Origin of the sequence: Streptomyces sp. NPDC050617, assembly GCF_040654795.1 — a bacterium.
GTDB lineage: Bacteria > Actinomycetota > Actinomycetes > Streptomycetales > Streptomycetaceae > Streptomyces.
Window position 1 is genome coordinate 209,377 of record NZ_JBFAIS010000004.1, and the last position, 18,346, is coordinate 227,722.

At 72.8% G+C, this 18,346-nt stretch carries 16 protein-coding genes; 8 read left to right on the plus strand and 8 right to left on the minus strand.

The annotated features are described in order from the left end of the window. Nucleotides 1-96: 96 nt before the first annotated feature. Together AB0I49_RS07810 and AB0I49_RS07815 are read right to left on the minus strand one after the other, a co-directional pair. A complete protein-coding gene (locus tag AB0I49_RS07810; protein ID WP_363225930.1) occupies nt 97-1,566 on the minus strand; it encodes a carbamoyltransferase C-terminal domain-containing protein in 1,470 nt (489 codons plus the stop codon). Between the two features lie 199 nt (nt 1,567-1,765). Beyond that, nucleotides 1,766-2,371: a GrpB family protein gene (locus AB0I49_RS07815; RefSeq protein ID WP_363225931.1), complete on the minus strand. Its 606-nt coding sequence runs from the start codon at nt 2,369-2,371 to the stop codon at nt 1,766-1,768. Nucleotides 2,372-2,415: 44 nt separating this feature from the next. On the opposite strand from AB0I49_RS07815, the gene AB0I49_RS07820 reads away from it, so the two are divergent. Beyond that, nucleotides 2,416-3,630: an FAD-dependent oxidoreductase gene (locus AB0I49_RS07820; RefSeq protein ID WP_363226069.1), complete on the plus strand. Its 1,215-nt coding sequence runs from the start codon at nt 2,416-2,418 to the stop codon at nt 3,628-3,630. 32 nt (nt 3,631-3,662) lie between these two features. Here the strand turns inward: AB0I49_RS07820 and AB0I49_RS07825 are convergent, their stop codons facing one another. Together AB0I49_RS07825 and AB0I49_RS07830 are read right to left on the minus strand one after the other, a co-directional pair. Then, nucleotides 3,663-4,397, minus strand: coding sequence for a hypothetical protein (locus tag AB0I49_RS07825; protein ID WP_363225932.1), 735 nt, complete (start codon nt 4,395-4,397; stop codon nt 3,663-3,665). A 72-nt stretch (nt 4,398-4,469) separates the two neighbouring features. Continuing rightward, nucleotides 4,470-5,738, minus strand: a complete 1,269-nt coding sequence (locus AB0I49_RS07830; RefSeq protein WP_363225933.1) for a DUF418 domain-containing protein — start codon at nt 5,736-5,738, stop codon at nt 4,470-4,472. A gap of 107 nt (nt 5,739-5,845) precedes the next feature. Between AB0I49_RS07830 and AB0I49_RS07835 the strand changes: the two genes are divergently transcribed. The 5 genes from AB0I49_RS07835 to AB0I49_RS07855 all read left to right on the plus strand — a co-directional run bounded on the left by AB0I49_RS07835 (nt 5,846) and on the right by AB0I49_RS07855 (nt 11,389). Further along, on the plus strand, nt 5,846-6,475 hold the full coding sequence (locus tag AB0I49_RS07835) for a GNAT family N-acetyltransferase (RefSeq protein ID WP_363225934.1): 630 nt from the start codon (nt 5,846-5,848) through the stop codon (nt 6,473-6,475). A 171-nt stretch (nt 6,476-6,646) separates the two neighbouring features. Next, on the plus strand, nt 6,647-7,591 hold the full coding sequence (locus AB0I49_RS07840) for a TIGR03619 family F420-dependent LLM class oxidoreductase (RefSeq protein ID WP_363225935.1): 945 nt from the start codon (nt 6,647-6,649) through the stop codon (nt 7,589-7,591). Between the two features lie 154 nt (nt 7,592-7,745). Continuing rightward, on the plus strand, nt 7,746-9,446 hold the full coding sequence (locus AB0I49_RS07845) for an amidohydrolase (RefSeq protein ID WP_363225936.1): 1,701 nt from the start codon (nt 7,746-7,748) through the stop codon (nt 9,444-9,446). Then, nucleotides 9,433-9,756 (plus strand): hypothetical protein, encoded by a 324-nt coding sequence (locus AB0I49_RS07850; RefSeq protein WP_363225937.1) that lies wholly within the window; start codon nt 9,433-9,435, stop codon nt 9,754-9,756. Before AB0I49_RS07845 ends, AB0I49_RS07850 begins: the two co-directional genes overlap by 14 nt. Before the next feature lie 106 nt (nt 9,757-9,862). Then, nucleotides 9,863-11,389 (plus strand): sodium:solute symporter family protein, encoded by a 1,527-nt coding sequence (locus tag AB0I49_RS07855; protein WP_363225938.1) that lies wholly within the window; start codon nt 9,863-9,865, stop codon nt 11,387-11,389. A 60-nt stretch (nt 11,390-11,449) separates the two neighbouring features. Here AB0I49_RS07855 and AB0I49_RS07860 read toward each other — a convergent pair whose 3' ends face one another. From AB0I49_RS07860 to AB0I49_RS07870, 3 genes are all read right to left on the minus strand, one after another. After that, nucleotides 11,450-12,307 carry a fumarylacetoacetate hydrolase family protein gene (locus AB0I49_RS07860; RefSeq protein ID WP_363225939.1) on the minus strand — a complete coding sequence of 286 codons (858 nt, stop codon included), beginning with the start codon at nt 12,305-12,307 and terminating at the stop codon, nt 11,450-11,452. Between the two features lie 87 nt (nt 12,308-12,394). Beyond that, nucleotides 12,395-13,282, minus strand: coding sequence for a 3,4-dihydroxyphenylacetate 2,3-dioxygenase (locus AB0I49_RS07865; protein WP_363225940.1), 888 nt, complete (start codon nt 13,280-13,282; stop codon nt 12,395-12,397). Beyond that, a complete protein-coding gene (locus AB0I49_RS07870; protein ID WP_363225941.1) occupies nt 13,275-14,828 on the minus strand; it encodes an aldehyde dehydrogenase family protein in 1,554 nt (517 codons plus the stop codon). Before AB0I49_RS07870 ends, AB0I49_RS07865 begins: the two co-directional genes overlap by 8 nt. Nucleotides 14,829-15,018: 190 nt before the next feature. Between AB0I49_RS07870 and AB0I49_RS07875 the strand changes: the two genes are divergently transcribed. Further along, nucleotides 15,019-16,563 (plus strand): aldehyde dehydrogenase, encoded by a 1,545-nt coding sequence (locus AB0I49_RS07875; RefSeq protein WP_363225942.1) that lies wholly within the window; start codon nt 15,019-15,021, stop codon nt 16,561-16,563. Beyond that, nucleotides 16,560-17,357, plus strand: a complete 798-nt coding sequence (locus tag AB0I49_RS07880) for a type 1 glutamine amidotransferase (protein ID WP_363225944.1) — start codon at nt 16,560-16,562, stop codon at nt 17,355-17,357. Before AB0I49_RS07875 ends, AB0I49_RS07880 begins: the two co-directional genes overlap by 4 nt. A 230-nt stretch (nt 17,358-17,587) precedes the next feature. Here AB0I49_RS07880 and AB0I49_RS07885 read toward each other — a convergent pair whose 3' ends face one another. Beyond that, complete coding sequence (locus AB0I49_RS07885) at nt 17,588-18,163, minus strand: MarR family transcriptional regulator (RefSeq protein ID WP_363225945.1); 576 nt, start codon at nt 18,161-18,163, stop codon at nt 17,588-17,590. Nucleotides 18,164-18,346: the final 183 nt, after the last annotated feature.

Consider the following 18,346-nt stretch of genomic DNA (forward strand, 5'->3'; position numbering starts at 1 on the left):
TTGGCGTAGACGTACACCGTCCCACCGCCCTCCCGCGCACTGCGGACCGCGCGCTCCGGCCCGCGTGCGGCGGTCCGTGCGCGTCGGTCCGCGCCGTCAGAAAACTGGTACCTGGTACTTCCTGGCGAAGTCCTGGGCGTCCTGCCAGGTGTTGACCAGGGGCTGGCCCCGGATGTTGAGGCTCGTGTTGAGCAGCATCGGGCAGCCGGTGCGCCGGTGGAACCGTGAGATCACTTCGTGGAGCAGGGGGTTCTGGTCGCGGCGCAGGGTCTGGACGCGGCTGGTCCCGTCCACGTGGCACACCGCCGGGTAGGTGCCGGGCTCCCGGCACGCGACCACGTACTGCATGTACGGGGCCTCGGCCACGGGCATCTCGAAGAGTTTGTCGGCGTATTCGGCGAGGACGACGGGGGCGAACGGCCGGTAGCGCTGCCGCTTCTTGACCGCGTTGACCCGGTCCTTGGCGGCCGGGTCCCTCGGGTCCGCGAGCAGGCTGCGGTTGCCGAGGGCTCTTGGGCCGTACTCCGCGCGCCCGTTGGCCAGTCCGGCGACCGTGCCGCCGAGCAGGGCGTCGACGATGCGGTCCGGGTCGGTCTCGCGCCGGATGTCGTGCCCGAGGTAGGGCCCTTCCCATGGGAGGTGGTCGCGGGTGTGGGCGGCGAGCGCCCCGACGGCCGAGCCGGCGTCCCCGGGGTTGGGCGGGATCCAGATGTCGTCGAACAGCCCCATGCCCGCGAGCCGCCCGTTGAAGAGGCAGTTCAGGGCGACGCCGCCGGTGTAGACGAGGTTGCGGGACGGCACGGTCCGCGCGACCCAGCGGAACAGGCCGGTGAGGAAGGACTCCAGTACGGCCTGGGCGCTGCTCGCGAGGTCGGGGGCGCGGGTGAGTTCCGGGTGCCAGCGCGGTCCGAGTCCCCGGTGCAGGCTGCGTCGCAATGCGAATTCCGGCGGTTTACGGGCGTCGAGCAGCTCGGTTTCGAGGAGCTCGCGGTGCCGGGGCGTTCCGTAGCCGGCCATGCCCATGAGGATGTACTCCTCTTCATTGGGCTTGAGTCCGGCGCGCTGGGTGAGGGCCGAGTAGAAGAGTCCGAGGCTGTGCGGGTAGCGGACGGAATGCACTTTCCGCAGCCTGCGGCCGCGGGCGTGCCAGACGGTCAGCGTGTCCCATTCGCCGATGGCGTCGACCACGACGACGGCGGCGTCGGCGAACGGGGAGGTGAAATACGCGCCCGCGGCGTGCGACATGTGGTGGGAGACGAAGTGCACGGGCTTTCCGCGCAGTGCGGAGAATTGCTGCAAATAGCGTTTGGGGCTTACTGTCAGCGCCCCGGACCAGTTCCGTGCCGAGAGCTGGCGCAGCCGTTTCAGTAAAGGGTGTTCGTAGTAGACAATGCCCTCGATGTCGTCGGCGTACCGCAGCGCATCGTCGATCAGGGCGCCGTTGAGAAGGGGGTCGTTCTTCTTTCGGCTGTATCTTTCACTGTGCGAGGCGAAGACGATGTGACCGTCCCTGAGGACGGCCAATCCCGCGTCGTGCGCGAGACAACTGACGCCGACCAGCGCCACCTGCAACTCCCCTCGGTGGAGGTTTGTCCCTGGTGTTCCTTACTGGCGTTCCTCAATCGACACCGACGTTCGTCGATCGAACGTATGTATCAGTCATTGAGTCATACATTGGCGTTGCCGCACTCAATTAAGGCACCGCGAGTGGATCAGCACAAGCGACTTTCGGCCATCGGAGCGGCCGGGTCCGGTGCGGTGGCCGTCAGCTCCCGCCGGACGTCCGGCGGGCCTCGTCGTACGCCTGTACCAGCGTACTTGAGACGAACGCGGACTTCCCGTCGGTGTACGCGGACCGGTCGCCGCGGTGCCGGGACGCCAGTTCCCGTTTGAGCTCGCCATAGCGCCGAGCGCTGCCCGGATGCGCGCGCAGGAAGTCCCGGAAGGCCACGTGCCGGGCAAGCTCAGGACTGTCGGCCGCGCATACGTACAGATGGTGCTCCGGCGTCCCCTCGGGGGCGGCGAAAGCCTCCCGGCCGGGAATGCCCAAGTCCCCCTCGTGCGTGTATCCCAGGGACCGCAAGGCCGCGATGGCATCGGCCGGGTCGGCGCCGGCCGGGATGACCGCGTCCATGTCCACAATGGGTTTGGCCGGCAGACCGGGAACCGCCGTGCTGCCCACATGCTCGATACGCAGGAGCAGCGGACCCAGCCCCTCACGAATAACGGCGGCCAGCCGTCCGAAAACCACCGGCCAGCACGGGTCGTACTCGACGATCTGCACCGGCCGGTCCATGCGGACACCTTCCTCGATACTTCCGCCGGCGCTCTCCGGAATTGATTCCGATGCCCTGCGGGAGCCTTGCGCCACCTAGCGGTTTGTAGTCTACTCCTGCGGAGTCGGCCGCCGTTGTACTGCCCCGGCCCTCTCGCGCCGACGCCCCCGGAAAGACGGCGGGGACCGTTTCCGGGGAAAAGCCACCGGGCAGAAATACCCTTGCCGCCGCACAGCCCGCTTCACGAACGATTCGGAGGAGCATGGTGCAGGCAGAGCGCGTCGCAGTGGTCGGCGGCGGGATATTCGGTTCGACCACCGCGGTGGAGCTGGCCCGCGCCGGATATTCCGTGGTGCTCTTCGAGCAGTCCCCCGCGCTGCTGTCGTCGGCGAGCCGGGCCAACCAGCGGCGGCTGCACCGCGGTTACCACTATCCGCGGGGGATGGACACCGTCGCCGCGGTGCTCCAGGCGTTCGGCGCCTTCGAGGCCGAGTACGGCGCGGCCCTCCACAGCGGCTCCGCGCACTATGTCGCCATCGCCAGGAAGAACAGCCTGGTGTCCGCGGAGCGCTACCTCGCCTTCTGCGACGGCGTCGGACTGCCGTACCGCGAGGAGTACCCGCCGTTCCTGCGGAGGTCGTCGGTCGAACTGTCGGTGCGCATCGCCGAGGCCCATATCGACATCGACGAGCTGCGCCGCCTGTGCGCGGCGCGACTGACCGCGGCGGGCGTCGACGTGCGGCTGCGGACCCGCGCGGACCGGCGGGCGCTGCGGGACTTCGACCACGTGGTGCTGGCCACCTACTCCTCGATCAACTCCCTGCACCCCGGGCCCGTTTCCGCCATGCCGGAGTACCAGTTCGAGGTCTGCGAGAAGCCGCTGGTGGCGCTGCCGCCCATGTACCTCGGCCACAGCCTGGTCGTCATGGACGGCCCGTTCATGTGCCTGGACCAGGTCGCCGGGGCCCGTGACTTCCTGCTGGGCAACGTCGACCACGCCATCCACGCGACGACGGTCGGCCCGTACCCGCTCATACCGGGACCGCTCATGCGGTACGTGAACGCCGGGCTGGTCCGCCGCCCGCAGGTGACCCGCTTCCCCGACTTCCAGCGCTTCGCCCGCCGGTTCGTGACCGGCTTCGCCGAAGCGGTGCACCTGGGCTCGTACTTCACGGTGCGGGCCGTCCTGCCCCATGTGGAGACCACCGACGACCGGCCGACGCTGGTGCGCCGGCTCGACGAGCGGACCGTCGCGCTGTTCGGCGGGAAGATCGCCACGTGTGTGGCCGCCGCCCGCCAGGCGGCCGGTCTGCTGCGGGAGGACAGCCGCCAGCCGCTGGGCCACGCGCACTGAATCGACCTACGGGCAAAGGCCGTTCGCCCCCGCTACACCTCGGCGGCCCATTCGGCTCCCGCCCGCTGCTGGACGCGGCGCCACCACTGCCGGTCGTCCGTGTCGCGTACGACCAGGCCGAGCTTGGCCAGTTCCTTCCGCAGCTCCGCGATGTTCTTCTCGTCCTCCTTCTCCAGGGCAGCGGCCCGCGCCTTGAACAGCGCGTTCGCGCCGGGCGGCAGGTTCGGCATGTCCTCGACCCAGCGCTTGTACTCGTCCCGGTAGGGGTCTCCGCCGGGCATCCATGGATAGCCGTGGGCCTGGAAGCCCTCCGCGAGCTGCGCGATCGTCGGCAGGTCCGCGCCCTCGTTCTTGCTCTCCACGGCCAGTTCCTCGCCGCGTCTGCCGAGCACCACCAGCCGCTTGCCGTCGGCGAACACCGCGCCGACCGCGGTCCGGGGAACGGTCTGGCGGGAGTCGCCGCGGGCCGTCCTGATCTGGTCGTTCTCGATGGTGACGGTCACATAGCCGTACTCGGCCAGGAACACGATGACGCCGCCGGCCACCGCCCCGATCGCCAGGCTCACCAGCGTCGCCGCCGGTTCGGGCGCCCCGTTGATGATCTTGACCGGGCCCTCCCACGGAACCCATGACCAGGAGGCCGACCAGTTGGCCAGGAGCTTCAGCAGCCAGCCGGCCAGCGCGCCGAGGGCGGGGAACCCCACGGCCACCACGATGCGGTTCGAGGTCTTCTGCCGGACCACGGTCTTGAACTTCCTTGTGGACATGTCGATGCGCCTTTCCTCATGGATCGGGTCGGGAAGGTGGAGGGTGGAGGGTGGAAGGTGTACGGACGCGGGCTACGGGCGCGGGCGCCACGGGGGCGCCGACAGCGTGGCCCAGGCGCGCAGCAGCCACTCCAGCGGCCCGTAGGCGTGGCGCCGCAGCCACCACCGGCTGGCCGCCGCCTGCGCCGCGAACAGGGCCAGGGCGATTCCCGCGACCCCGGCGGGCGGGACGCGGCCGATCAGGGCGGCCCCGAAGCCCGTGAACAGCAGGGCGCCGACCAGAGACTGTCCGAGATAGTTGGTGAGCGACATCCGGCCCGCCGGGGCGAGCGCCGCGATCACCGCCCGGCCGCGACGGCCGCCTGCGAGCCGGAGCACCGTCGCCGCGTAGGCGGCGGCGAGCAGCGGTGCGGTGAGCACGTCGAGGCCCATGGCGCCCGCCTGGTAGGCGGGGTGGTTCAGGTTCACGGCCGCGTACACGACGCCGCCCAGCAGGCCGGCCGTGAAGCCGGTCCACTGGAGCCGCCGCAGGAACCGCTGGTGCGCGCCGGTGTCCGCGAGGGCCCGGCGGCGTCCGGCCGCCAGTCCCAGCAGGAAGGCGGCGAGCGCGGACGGGGCCTGGAAGAAGATCAGCAGGAAGGCCATGTCCGGCAGCTGGTCGAGGTGGGCGCCGATGACCGCGGCCGGTCCGCCGCGCAGCGCGTCGGTCGCCTGGGCGGCGGCGGTCGCCGTGGAGGGCGGGATCACGCCGTCCGCACCCGACTGCCAGGCGGCGAGCGCGAGGAGCCCGTATCCGACGGCAGTGATCACGAGGAGTGCCACCGCGACGCGTACGGCGGTGCGGGGCCGGAGGCGGCGCAGCGCGAGCAGGATCAGGCCGAGCACGGCGTACAGGGTGAGGATGTCGCCGGGGAAGAGGACGACGGCGTGCACGGCGCCGATCACGAACAGCCCGGTCAGGCGGCGCAGGAAGCGCGGTGTGAAGCGGTCGCCGCGCCGCCCGGCCGAGTCGATCTGCAGCGTGAAGCTGTAGCCGAACAGGAACGAGAACAGCAGGAAGAACTTCGCCTCGAAGAGCACCGCCACCACCCAGCGGGCGGCCTCGCTCAGCGGGCCGCCGAGGCCCGGGTCCTCCAGGCCGGTGCCGTGGTAGGCGGAGGCCATATAGGTGATGTTGACCATGAGGATGCCGAACAGCGCGAAGCCGCGCAGCGCGTCCACCTGCGCCAGCCGGGCCCCGCCGCTCCGCTCCCGCTCCCCTGCCCCTGCCCCTGACGCCGCCCCTCCCGCCGCCTCGGGGGACGGCGGCGCATGACTGTCCGCGTACGGTCGGGCACTCATGATGACTCCTATAAACTATCGATCCACAAACGATCGTTTCTTATACGAGCGTACTATGATCGTCGGAGGGTTGCGATGCGGCGGCCCGCACGGAGAGGGAGAGCGGCATGAGCGACAACGGCACCCCCCGGCCGCACCGGGGAATCCCCGAAGGGGCCGAGCGCCAGGTGGCCGCCCTGTACTGGGAGGCGTTCGGCCGCAAGCTCGGCGGCGCGCTCGGGCCGCCCGCCAAGGGCCGGGCGTTCCTCGCCGCCCATCTGCACCGCGACCGGGGCGTCACGGCGCTCGACGGCGCGGGCCGCGTGGTGGGCGTCGCCGGCTACCACCTCGCGGGCCGCGCCCTGATGGGCGGCTCGGCCCGTGACGTGCTGTCCGCGTACGGCCCGCTGCGAGGCGTCCCCCGGCTCGCCCTCCTCGCCCTGCTCACCCGCAGGCCCGCCGAGGGGGAGCTCGTGATGGACGGGATCTGTGTGGCGGCGGAGCGCCGCGGGGCGGGGATCGGGAGCCTGCTGCTGCGCGAGATCGCCGCCGTGGCCGCCGAGAACTCCTGCTCCCGGATCCGGCTCGACGTCATCGACCTCAACCCGCGCGCCAAGGCGCTGTACGAGCGCCACGGGTTCAGCGTCACGCGTACCCAGAACACCCCGCTCCTGAGGTCGTTGATGGGCTTCGGCGCCGCCGACACCATGCACCGCCCCGTCACCCTGGACGACTTGGGCGAGCAAGACCTCCGATGACTCCGCGCGCCCGGCCACACCGCCCCGCGGGAAGCCCCCCTCCACGCGGGCGCCGCGCCCGCACCGGCCCACCCTCCGGGACCGGGTTCCGCCGCGGCTCTTGAGGACGGTGCCGGACCGGCCTACCGTTTGAGGCCAAACAATGAGCCTCGACCGCAGCCGGGAGCCCGGATGACCAAGCCCCACCCCCGTATGACGCTCGTACTGACCGAGAACTGGACCATGACCGGCGGCCGCTGCGACACGGACGCCCTGGTGCGCTGGGCCCGCGAGGCGGAGGACGCCGGGTTCGACTCGGTCATGCTCAGCGAGCACATCGTGCTCGGTCCGGACGCGTGCGCCGAGGGGCCGATGCCCAACCCGCGCGAGTACGCCCTGCCGGGCAACCAGACCCCGGACACCCCGTGGCCCAGCTCCGTCGTCCTGCTCGCCGCCATGGCCGCCGTCACCGAGCGGATCCGACTCGCCGCCGCGGCCGTGCTGGCGCCGCTGCGCCACCCGCTGCTGCTGGCCAAGGAGCTGGCCACGCTCGACCTGCTGAGCAAGGGGCGGCTGGTGGTGCTCCCGACGGTGAGCTGGAGCGAGGACGAGTACGCCGCGCTCCAGGTCCCCTTCGCCCGGCGCGGCAGGCTGCTCGACGAGCACCTCGCCGCCTGGAAGCTGCTCTGGGAGCCCGGCCCCGCCGCCTTCGAGGGCGAGCACTACCGCTTCCGCGACGCCTACTTGGAGCCGAAGCCGTACCGGGCGGGCGGCCCCGAGCTGTGGTTCGGCGGCCAGACGCTGCACGCCGCGGTACTGCGCCGGCTCGTGGCGTACGGGCACGGCTTCAACCCGCTGGGCCGCCCCGCGCCGGGCGAGCTGGAGAAGCTGCGCGCGGCGATGGCGGAGGCCGGGCGCGACATGTCGGAGCTGGAGATGATCGGCGGCACGCGCGCCGTCTTCCCCGACGACACGTCGGTGGCCGATCTCGACCGGGCGCTGGAGGCCGTGCCGGAGCAGATGGAGCAGGGCTTCACGACGTTCTGCATCAAGCCGTCGCAGTTCACGGACGATCCGGACGGCGTCGGGGACTTCTGCCGCGACGTGATGCGGCGGGTGGAGCGGCTCGCCGGGTGACGCGGTAGCCGTACGTACGGGCGGGGCGCGGCGCGTACGGGCGCGGGGCACGCGGCCCGTTCCGGAGGCGGCCGGGAATTCGCGCAGGACCCTTGCGCCGGGGACAGCCACCAGGCATATGTTTGGGTCCAAACGAACTGGAGGGAGGTCATCCATGCCCCAGCCTGCCGACCTCGTGCTGGTCAACGGCACGGTCCTGACCGTCGACGCCGCCTTCCGCGCCACGCAGGCCGTCGCCGTGCGCGACGGCCTGATCGCGGCGACCGGCGACGACAGCGAGATCCGCGCGCTCGTCGGGCCCGGCACCGAGGTCATCGACCTCGAAGGGCGCACCGCACTCCCCGGCATCAACGACTCGCATCTGCACGCCGCCGCCTTCGGCGCCACCCGGCCGCCGCTCGCCCTCGACGTGGCATCGCCCACCGTGTCCTCGATCGCCGACATCCGCGAGGCCGTACGCCGCAAGGCAGGACAACTCCCGCCCGGCGACTGGATATTCGGCAACGGCTGGGACGTCGGCTATCTGAAGGAGTGCCTCGCGGAGCCGGGCCGCACCCCGCGCCGCCAGGACCTGGACGAGGTGTCACGGGACCACCCGGTGCTCCTGTACGAGTTCTCCGGGCACACCGCCTGGCTCAACTCCCGTGCCCTGGAGGCCGCGAACATCACCGGCGCCACCGAGCCGCCGCCCGGCGGCATCATCGAGACCGACGCCGACGGCGCCCCCACGGGCCTCCTGCGCGAGGGCGCGCTGGACCTGGTGAACTCCGCGGTCCCGCTGATGGACGACGCCGCCCGCGAGGCCGCCATCCGCTCCGCCGTCGCCGTCTGCCACTCCGAGGGCATCACCAGCTTCACCGAGCCGGGCCTCGGCCCCGGCGGCACCTCGCTCTTCCTCGGCGTCGCCGACACGGAGACGCTCCAGATGTACGCGCGCCTGGAGGCGGCCGGCGAACTCCGGGCGCGCGTCAGCGTGCTGCTGCTCCCCCTGGAGATGGGCGGCGCGGCCCGGCGCCTGCCCGAGCGGATGGCCCGGCTGGAGGGGCTGTGCGCGGAGGCCGATCCGCGGCGGCTGCGCGTCCTCGGCGTCAAGCTGTTCGCCGACGGCATCCCGCCGAGCCGCACCGCGTGGATGCACGAGGAGTACGTGGGCGGCGGGTACGGCAGCCTCTGCCTGCACGGCCACACCCACACGCAGCGCGTCGAGGAACTGGACGCCATCGTGCGGTACGCGCACACGGCGGGCCACCAGCTCGGCGTGCACATCACCGGGGACCACGGCATCGACGCGGTCGTCGACGCCTTCGAGGCGGCGCAGACCGGCGTCCCCCGCCCCGACGCGCGCCACTACGTCATCCACGGCGACTTCGCCTCGCCGCGCTCCCTCGCCACGCTCTCCCGGCACGGCTGGGGCATCAATATGAACCCCGGCGTCAAGGACGCCATCGCCGACCTGATGGACGGGATCGTGGGGCCCGAGCGCTCCGCGTACCAGTGGCCCGTACGCAGCGCCTCCGAGGCCGGCATCCCGGTCACCGCCAGCTCGGACGCGCCCATCACCTACCCCGACTGGCGCCGGGGCGTGGCGTCGATGATGCTGCGGGAGTCGAAGGCCAGCGGCCGGCGCAGCGGCCCCGAGCAGTGCGTCGATCTGGAGACCGCGATCCGCGCGTACACCTCGAACGCCGCGTGGCAGGACTTCGCGGAGGACTGGAAGGGGACGCTGGAGGCGGGCAAGGCGGCCGACATCTGCGTGGTGGACGGCGATCTCGCGCACGCGGACCCGCACGAGATCGCGGCGATGCCGGTGGCGATGACCGTCTTCGACGGAGAGATCGTCCATGATGCCCGCTGACCCGACGCCCGACGGCACGACGCCCGGTGCGGGGCCGCCGCGGCCCTTCCAGCGCGGCCCGCTCGCGCGGCGGTTCGCCCGCTGGGCCGTCGCCCTCTCCCCGCGGCGCAAGTGGGCGCTCTTCGGCTCCTGGTTCGCGCTCGACGGCCTGGTGGCGCTGGCGCCGCCCGTGTACTGGGCCGCGGGCGACCCCGCGCTCCAGGGCGGAATCCCGCTGTCCTTCTGGTACTTCATCGCCATCGGCGCGCACGTATCGGCCGGCGTCATCGCCCTGTACTGCGTCGAGGCGGCCCGCGGCGAGATCGACTGACCGCGGCGCCGACGGCCACCGCGCCGATCACGACGACGACACGGCGACGTCGAAAGACGGCGCCGACGACCGACACCTCCTCGGACCTGAGAGGGGTTCGCCCCCAGTGAATGTGTTCCTCGGCTACAGCATGGTGGTGCTCTTCTTCGCCGGAGTGCTCCTCACGCTGTACATGCACCGCCGGCGCGACGCCGACTTCACCGACTACGCCGTGGGCGGGCGCAGCTTCGGCAGCGGCTACCAGACCATGTCGGTCCTCAACACCTGGTTCCCCGGCTCGGTCTTCATCGCCGACTCCGGGCTCGCGGCGCGCAGCGGCGTGATCGGCTTCCATCTGCTGGTCTACGGGCTGTTCGCCTATCTGCTGATGTATCTGATGTCCCGGCGGGTGTGGATGTGGGGCGAGACGAACGGGCTGCGCACCCAGTCCGACCTGTTCGGGCTGCGCTACGGCGGAACGGCCTCGCGCACCGTGCCCGCGCTCATCCAGGTGCTCGTCAACTTCCCGATGACCGTGCTCGGGATGCAGGCGATGGGGCTGATCTTCTACTACATCTCCTTCGGGCACCTCAGCTACTCGCAGTCGGTGCTCGCGGGCGTGCTGGTCCTCGTGGCGCGCCAGTTCTGGACGGTGCGCATGGGCATGCGCGGCGTGGTCGTCACGGACTTCTACCAGGGCATGATCGCGTACGTCTTCGGCTCGGCCCTGCTGGTGGGGCTCATCGTCTATCTGGTCGTGAACGGGCACGGGTTCGCGGCGCTGCCCGTCGAGCGGCTGTCACTGCCCATGGACGGCGGCGGCACGGGCGGGCTCTACCTCTTCGCGCTGACCTTCACCGGCGCGGTGGGCGGCTGGTGCCTGTCGGGGATGTTCGTGCGGCTCTTCACCGCGGACGGGGTGCGGAGCGTCAAGCGGTCCGCGGTCTTCGTCATGCCCGCCTCGCTGGTCTTCGCCGGGCTGCTGCTGACCGCCGCCCTGCTGTCCGGGACGCTGCCCGGCGTCTCCGACAACCCCGACCGCGCCCTGTTCACACTGGCCCAGCACATCGGCGGGCCGTGGATCATCATCGCGATCGCCCTGTGCGTCCTGGCCGCGCAGATCGGCATGGCCGACGGGGTGCTCCAGTCCGTGGGAACGCTGATCTCCAACGACCTGGTGGCGGTGTACCGGCCGATGAACGACAAGGGGCGGCTGCTGGCGGCGAAGATCTCCATCGCCGTCTACACGGTGGCCTCCGCGCTGGTCGCCAACATCGGGCTCAGCAACCTCATCACGCTGTCGATCATGGCGTACCAGGGGGTGGTGCAGCTCGCCGTGCCGCAGTTCCTGGGCCTCTTCTGGAAGCGCGGCAACCGGATCGGCGCGGTCGCCGGGACCGTGGCCGGCTTCTGCACCGCGGCCGGGCTCTCGGCGGCCTACCCCACCTCCATCCCGTGGCTGGACGGCCTCACCTCGGGGGTCGTGGGCATGGCCCTGAACCTGGCGATCTACGTCGGCTGCGCGTATCTCTTCCCGCAGAGCGCGGCGGAGGGGAAGCGGGTCTCCGAGCTGTTCGCCGCCACGTCCGCCGTGAAGGCGCCGGCCGCGCCCGGTCCGGCCGCGGCGGCCCCGCCCGGACCGGCGCGGGCCTGAACCACGGGTACGCCCCCGCCGACCACTCGAAGCGGTCGGCGGGGGCGTACCCGTGGTGTCTCAGGATCGGCGGGGCGGGCGGATGCCGCGGTATTCCCAGTCGCCGCCGAACGCCGTGGAGAGGACCTCCTCCGAGGCCGTCGGCTGCGCCCCGCAGTCGTCCCGTACGGGCACGGGCCCCGGCACGATGCGGTTGGTCAGCCGCCCCAGCCCCTCCGCCTCGACCTCCACGACGTCGCCCGGCTCCACGGGGCGCGAGTTCGCCGGGGTGCCCGTGAGGAGGACGTCGCCGGGCACGAGGGTGATGGTCCGGGCGATGTCGGCGACCAGGTAGTGCATGTCCCAGGTCATCTCGTCGGTCGAGCCGTCCTGCACCAGCTTCCCGTTGACGTACGTACGCAGGTACTTGCCGTGGAAGTCCCACCCCGTGACCAGTCCGGGGCCGAGCGGGCAGAGCGTGTCGGAGCCCTTGACCCGCAGCATGGAACCGGCGTCCGTGTCGCGGAAGTCGTGCAGGCCGTAGTCGTTCGCGACGGTGTACCCGGCGATGTACTCCCCCGCGTCGCGCGGCGCGACGTTGCGGCACACGCGGCCGATGACCAGCGCGATCTCGCCCTCGTAGTTGAGGTACCGGCAGCCCTCGGGGCGCACCACCGCGCCGCCGTGCGCGTTGAGGGCGGAGACGGGCTTGTGGAAGTACGTGGGGGCGGGCGGCAGCGAGGTCTGGAACTCCGCCACCCTGCTGCGGTGGTTGAGGTGCACCGCGATCACCTTCGACGGCTCCGCGGGCGGCAGGTGGTGCGCGTCGGCGGCCCGCACGCGGCGGCCGTCGCCCGCCACGAGTTCGTCGCCCTCCCGCCGCACGTGGACGGCGGCGCCGTCGAGCAGGATGCGGCGGTACTCCCGTGTGTCGCTCATCTCGGTTGGTCCTCCTCGGAGTTGCGGACAGCTCAAGGGGGCGCCCCGCGGAGCGCCCCCGGAAAGACGGGCGGCCTGCCGGGCCGGTTACGCGGCCCAGCCCGCCGCCGGGCGGTCGAACCACAGGTGGACCTGGCCCGTGCCGATCGAGTTCTCGTACGCGCTGTAGGCGCGGCCGGGCGCGGTCAGCCGCTCCTCGCCCAGGGCGCCGGCCATCATCAGGTAGTGGCCGAAGCCCGCCTCGGGCTTGTGGGCGGCGAACTGGGGCATGGTGCGCAGCACGCGCGCGTGGTCGCCGCGCAGCAGCCAGTCGATGCGCTCCTCGTCGGCGGCGCGCGCCTCGGGGGTGCGCAGGTGCACGGGGTCGCTCGCCTCGTGGTCGCGGAGTTCGCGCAGCGGCCAGAAGGTGTGGGAGAGCGCCCCGGAGGCGATCAGCAGCACTCTGCGGCCGGGCAGCGCGGCGATCCCGTCGGCGAGCGCGCGGCCGAGCCGGAGGTGGTCCTCGGCGTCCCCGGTCTGGCACACGCCGATCGACATCCACCGCTTGTCGGGCAGGCCCCGGCCCAGATACGTCCACAGGTTGACGGTGGCGTAGTGGATCGGCAGGCACGGGTCGTCGATCGGGGTGATCCAGGTGCCGTGCCGCCCCGCGAACCCGGCGGCGGACCGGGCGAGTTCGGGGTCGCCGGGGAAGTCGTAGGGCATGCGGCACATGCCGCGCGGCAGCTCCTCGGAGGTGAACAGCCCGGCCCTGCGGGACTGCGCGGCGACGACGAACTCGACGGTGGTCGCCCAGTGCGAGTCCAGGACGACGACGGTGTCGTAGTCGAGCTCCTCGAAGACGTCCCGGCGCAGCCTGCGCAGCCCCGGCACGAGGCTGACCTCGCGGCCGCCGTTGAGCTCCCGGCGGCCCGCTTCGGGCAGGACGATGGTGGGGACGTGGGCGAGGAGGCCGGCCCCGACGATCTCACCCATGGCGCTGCCACCCCTTCGGCGCGGTGACGGTGTTCTTGATGTCGCAGTAGAAGTCGAAGCTCCAGTCGCCGCCCTCACGGCCCATGCCGGACTCGCGGGCGCCGCCGAAGGGCGCGGCGAGGTCGCGTACGAAGAAGCAGTTGGTCCAGACCGTACCGGCGACGAGGCGGGCCGTGACGCGGGCCGCGCGCTCGCGGTCGCCGGTGGCGAGGGTGGCTGCCAGCCCGAAGCGGGTGTCGTTGGCCAGGGCCACCGCCTCGTCCTCGTCCGCGAAGCTCTGGAGGGTGAGCACGGGGCCGAAGACCTCCTCCTGCACGATCTCCGAGTCCTGCGCGACATCGGTCAGCAGCGTCGGCCGGTAGTACGCGCCGCCGGTCCGCTCGGACAGTTCGGTGTGCGGTCCGCCGCCGAGGAGCGCGGTGGCGCCGGCCGCCAGCGCCCGCTGTACGAACCCGTCGACCCGCTCCAGGTGGCGGGGGTGGATGGTGGGGCCGATGCCGGTGGACTCCTCGCGCGGGTCGCCCTGGACGAGGGCGCGGGCCCGGTCCAGGAAGCGTTCGAGGAAGGCGTCGCGCACGGACTCCTCGACGAGCAGCCGGGTCGCGGCCAGGCAGACCTGGCCCGCGTTGTCGTACTGCTCGACGGCGAGGTCGGCGGCGAGGTCGAGGTCGGCGTCGGCGAAGACGAGCAGCGGGGACTTGCCGCCGAGTTCGAAGCTGGTGGGCACCAGGTGCTCGGCCGCCGCGCGGGCGATCCGCCGCGCCGTGGGCACGGAGCCGGTGAAGCTGACGCGGCGCACGCCCGCGTCGGCCACGAGGGGCGCGCCGGCCTCGTCCCCGTACCCCTGGAGGACGTTGAAGACCCCTGGCGGCAGCCCGGCCTCGGCGGTGATGTCGGCGAAGAGCGAGGCGGTGAGCGGGGTCCACTCGGCGGGCTTGAGGACGACCGGGTCGCCGGCGGCCAGCGCGGGGCCGATCTTCCAGGTGGCCAGCATCAGCGGCGCGTTCCACGGTGTGATGAGCGCGGCGGGCCCGGCCGGGTCCCAGGTCACGTGGTTGGTGTGGCCGCGGGTGGCGAAGTCGTCGTGGCCGAGGGCGAGCAGGCGGTCGGCGAAGAACCGGAGGTTGTGCGCGGCGCGGGGCATGACGCCGCGCCGGTGGGAGCGGAGCAGGGCGCCGTTGTCGGCCGTCTCGACGGCGGCGAGGTCCTCCAGGCGCGCTTCGACGCCGTCGGCGATGGCGTGCAGCAGCCGGGCGCGTTCGCTCGGCGGCGTCGCGGCCCAGGCGGGGAAGGCGGCGCGGGCGGCGGCGACGGCGGCCCGCGCCTCGTCGGCGCCGCCTCGGGCGATCTCGGCGAGCGGCGTGCCGTCGATGGGCGAGCGGTCGGTGAACGCGGCGGCGGAGCCGAGGCGTTCACCGCCGATCCAGTGGCGGGTGTCGACGGTGACCCCGGCCACCGTGGCGGTGGCCGGGCGGTCCCGGTGCTCCGACGGCGCCGGGGCCGCCTGACGCGCCGGGGGCCCTGGTGCGGGCGCGGGGGGAGCCATCGCAGCCTCCGATTTTCCTTGGGGACCAAATCGTTTGAGCCCAAACAAAATAAGCGACCCGTTCGGGGCGGTCAACCCTCTTCCCCGGCGGCGGCTCGCGACTATCATTTGGCCCCAAACATCATGCCGGGGGCGCACGCGCCCGGCGCACAGGACGCAGCGGACACGGGAGCGACGGGAGAGATCGCCTATGCCGGACAGCGACCAGCGACGTGAAGAGAAGGGCGACGAGGAGCGCGAGGGCGGGCACGCCAGCGACCACGACGCGTGGCTGCGGCGGGCGGAGCGGTGGACGCCGCCCACCCGCCACCGCCTCGCGGGCAAGGACGAGGACGGCTCGGGCGCGTCCTTCCGCGTCGTCTCCCCGCGCGACGGCGGCGAACTGGCGGTCGTCGCGGACGCCGGGGAGCGGGAGGTCGGCCGCGCGGTGGACGCCGCCCGCCGCGCCTTCGACACCGGCCCCTGGCCCCGGCTGGCCCCGGCCGACCGCGGCCGCGCCCTGCTCCGCCTCGCCGACCTGCTCGAAGAGCACCGGACGGAACTCGCCCTGGCCGTCAGCCTGGAGAACGGCAAGCCGGTCACCGAGGCGTACGGGATCGAACTGCGCGCCGTCATCGCCACGTTCCGCTGGTACGGGCAGCTCGCGGACAAGCTGCGCGACGAGTCCCCGCACACGGACCCCGGCGCACTCGCGCTCGTCACCCGCGAGCCCTCCGGCGTCGTCGGCGCGGTCGTCCCCTGGAACTTCCCGCTCTCACTCGCCGCCTGGAAGCTCGCCCCCGCCCTCGCCGCCGGCTGCACGGCCGTACTCAAGCCGTCCGAGCTGACGCCGCTGTCCGCGCTGCTCCTCGGCCGGCTCGCCGACGAGTCGGGGCTGCCGCCGGGGGTGCTCAACGTCGTCGCGGGCGACGGCCCCACGGCGGGGCGCGCGCTCGGCCTGCACCCGGACGTGGACGTCCTCGCCTTCACCGGATCGACGGCCGTGGGGCGCCATTTCCTGCGCTACGCCGCCGACTCCAACCTCAAACGCGTCTGGCTCGAACTGGGCGGAAAATCGCCGAACATCGTGCTGCCCGACGCGCCCGACCTGCGGGCCGCCGCCGCCACGGCGGCCTGGGGGATCTTCTTCAACCAAGGCGAGATGTGCACGGCCCCCTCCCGGCTGCTGGTGCACTCCTCGATCGCGGAACAGGTCGTGGACACGGTGGTCGAGCGCGCCCGCGCGCTGCGCGTCGGGGACCCGCTGGACCCGGCGACGGAGATGGGCGCGGTGGCGGGCGAGGCGCGGGCCGAGGCGGTGCTCGGGCACGTACGGGCCGGGCGGGAGGCGGGCGGCAGGCTGCGCACCGGCGGCGTCCGCCTGGAGCGCGTACCGGGCGGCAGCTATCTGGCGCCGACGGTCTTCGACCGGGTGACGCCCGGCATGCGCCTCGCGCGGGAGGAGATCTTCGGCCCGGTGCTGTCCGTGCTCGCCTTCGACACGGAGGACGAGGCGGTGGCGCTGGCCAACGACACCGAGTACGGCCTCGCCGCGGGGGTGTGGACCGCGGACCTGGGCACCGCCCACCGCCTCTCGCGCGCCCTGCGCGCGGGCACGGTCTGGGTCAACTGCTATGAGGAGGGCGACCTTTCGGTGCCCTTCGGCGGCTACAAGCAGTCGGGCAACGGGCGGGACAAGTCCGTGCACGCGCTGGAGAAGTACACCGAGCTCAAGACCACGTGGATCCAGTGGTGACCGCCGCGCACGACGGCGCCGCGCACCGCGGCAGCCCCCTCCGCCCTCTCATCGCGCTCCCCCAGCGCTTCTCCGCCACGGCGTCGGCGCTGCGCTACGAAGCCGTGGTGACCGCGCGGGCGCTGTCGGCGGCCGTGCTGCGCGCGGGCGGCGAGCCGTTCATGATGCATCCGGGCCCGCCGCGGGAGGCGGCCGGGCGGCTGGCCCGCTGCGACGGCGTGCTGCTGCCGGGCGGCGGCGATGTGGCGCCGCACCTGTACGACAGCGGCGCCGAGGTGCACGACCGGGTCTACGACGTCGACGCGGAGCAGGACGCGTTCGACGTCGCCGTCGCGCGCCACGCCCTGTCGAGCGGGCTGCCGCTGCTGGCCATATGCCGCGGGCTCCAGGTCGTCAACGTCGCGCTGGGCGGAACGCTTCGCCAGGACATGGGCGGCGAACGGGCCGACCACCGGCACCGCGTTCACCGCGTCGCGCTCGCGGCGGGCTCGGCGGTCGCCGCCGCGATGGACCCGGCGGCGGGCGCGGGAAGCGGCCGGGAAGTGGAGGTGTCGTGCTACCACCACCAGTGCGCGGACCGGCTGGGCGAGGGCCTCTCGGTCACCGGCCGCGCCGAGGACGGCACCGTCGAGGCCCTCGAACTGCCGGGCCGCCGCGCCTGGTTCGCGGCGGTCCAGTGGCACCCCGAGGACACGGCCCTCACGGACCCCGCCCAGCAGGGCCTGTTCGACGCCCTCATCGACGCGTGCGGCGACCGCCTGCCGTCCAGCGCCGCCGCCGGGAGGCTGCCCTGACGGGCGGGCGGGGCCCGGACCGTGGGTCAGGATCAGGCGGCGGGTCGAGCTCGGGCAGCGGGCCGGGCCCGGACGGCGGGCCGGGCTCAGGCGGCGGGCCGGACCTAGGCCGCGGGCCGGACCCAGGCCGCGAGTCGGGCTCAGGCGGCGCGTTGGGCCCAGACGGCGGGTCGAGCTCAAGCTGCGGGCCGGGCGCCATCGGCGGGTCGCGCGCGGAACCGACGAATCGCTCAGCTCCGCGAGGGGCGCCGGCCGCTGCGCCGCGGGCGCGGGTCGGCTCCGTCGAGGAGGGCGAGGCGCCGCTCCTCCCCGTGCTCCTCCGTCTGCGTGACGATCTTCCGCAGCAGGTCGGCCAGCGTCCCGCACTCCTTGTCGGTCAGCCGCTCGGCGACGAAGACCTCCTCCGCGTTGAAGGCGGGGAAGACCTCGGCCATCAGCTCCTCACCCTTGTCCGTCAGCCGCAGCAGCACCAGGCGGCCGTCGGTGGGGTGGTCGCCGCGTTCGAGCAGGCCGCGGTTCTGGAGGGTGCGGGAGACGCCTGTCAGGGTGCCCTTGGAGATGCCCGCCTCCTCCGCCACGTGGCGGGTCTCCATCTCGCCCCAGATCCATACGACCCACAGCACGACGAACGAGGTCCAGGTCAGTTCGGCCCCGCGCAGCACGGAGTTCTCGAAGTGCTGGCGCACCGCCGCGGCGGCGCGGTAGATGTTCGCCACCGCGACCATCTGCTCGTGCCGGATCGGCGTGTCGCCCAGCTTGGCCTGTACGGCCTTCTCGGTCTCCCGGATCGAACGGTCCACCGTCACGTCGTGTTCTCCCGCATCTCTCGCCGCCTCCCGCGAACCCTGCCGGGCCCCTGGCACATCACCGCCGGGTTGCGTCCGCTCCTGTACGACCGTTGCCGTTCGCGACCCTTACGGACTCAAACGATAACCCGCGCCGCTCCCGCGGTCCCGTTCTCCCCTCTCTGTCCGGATCCGCCTCCTTCG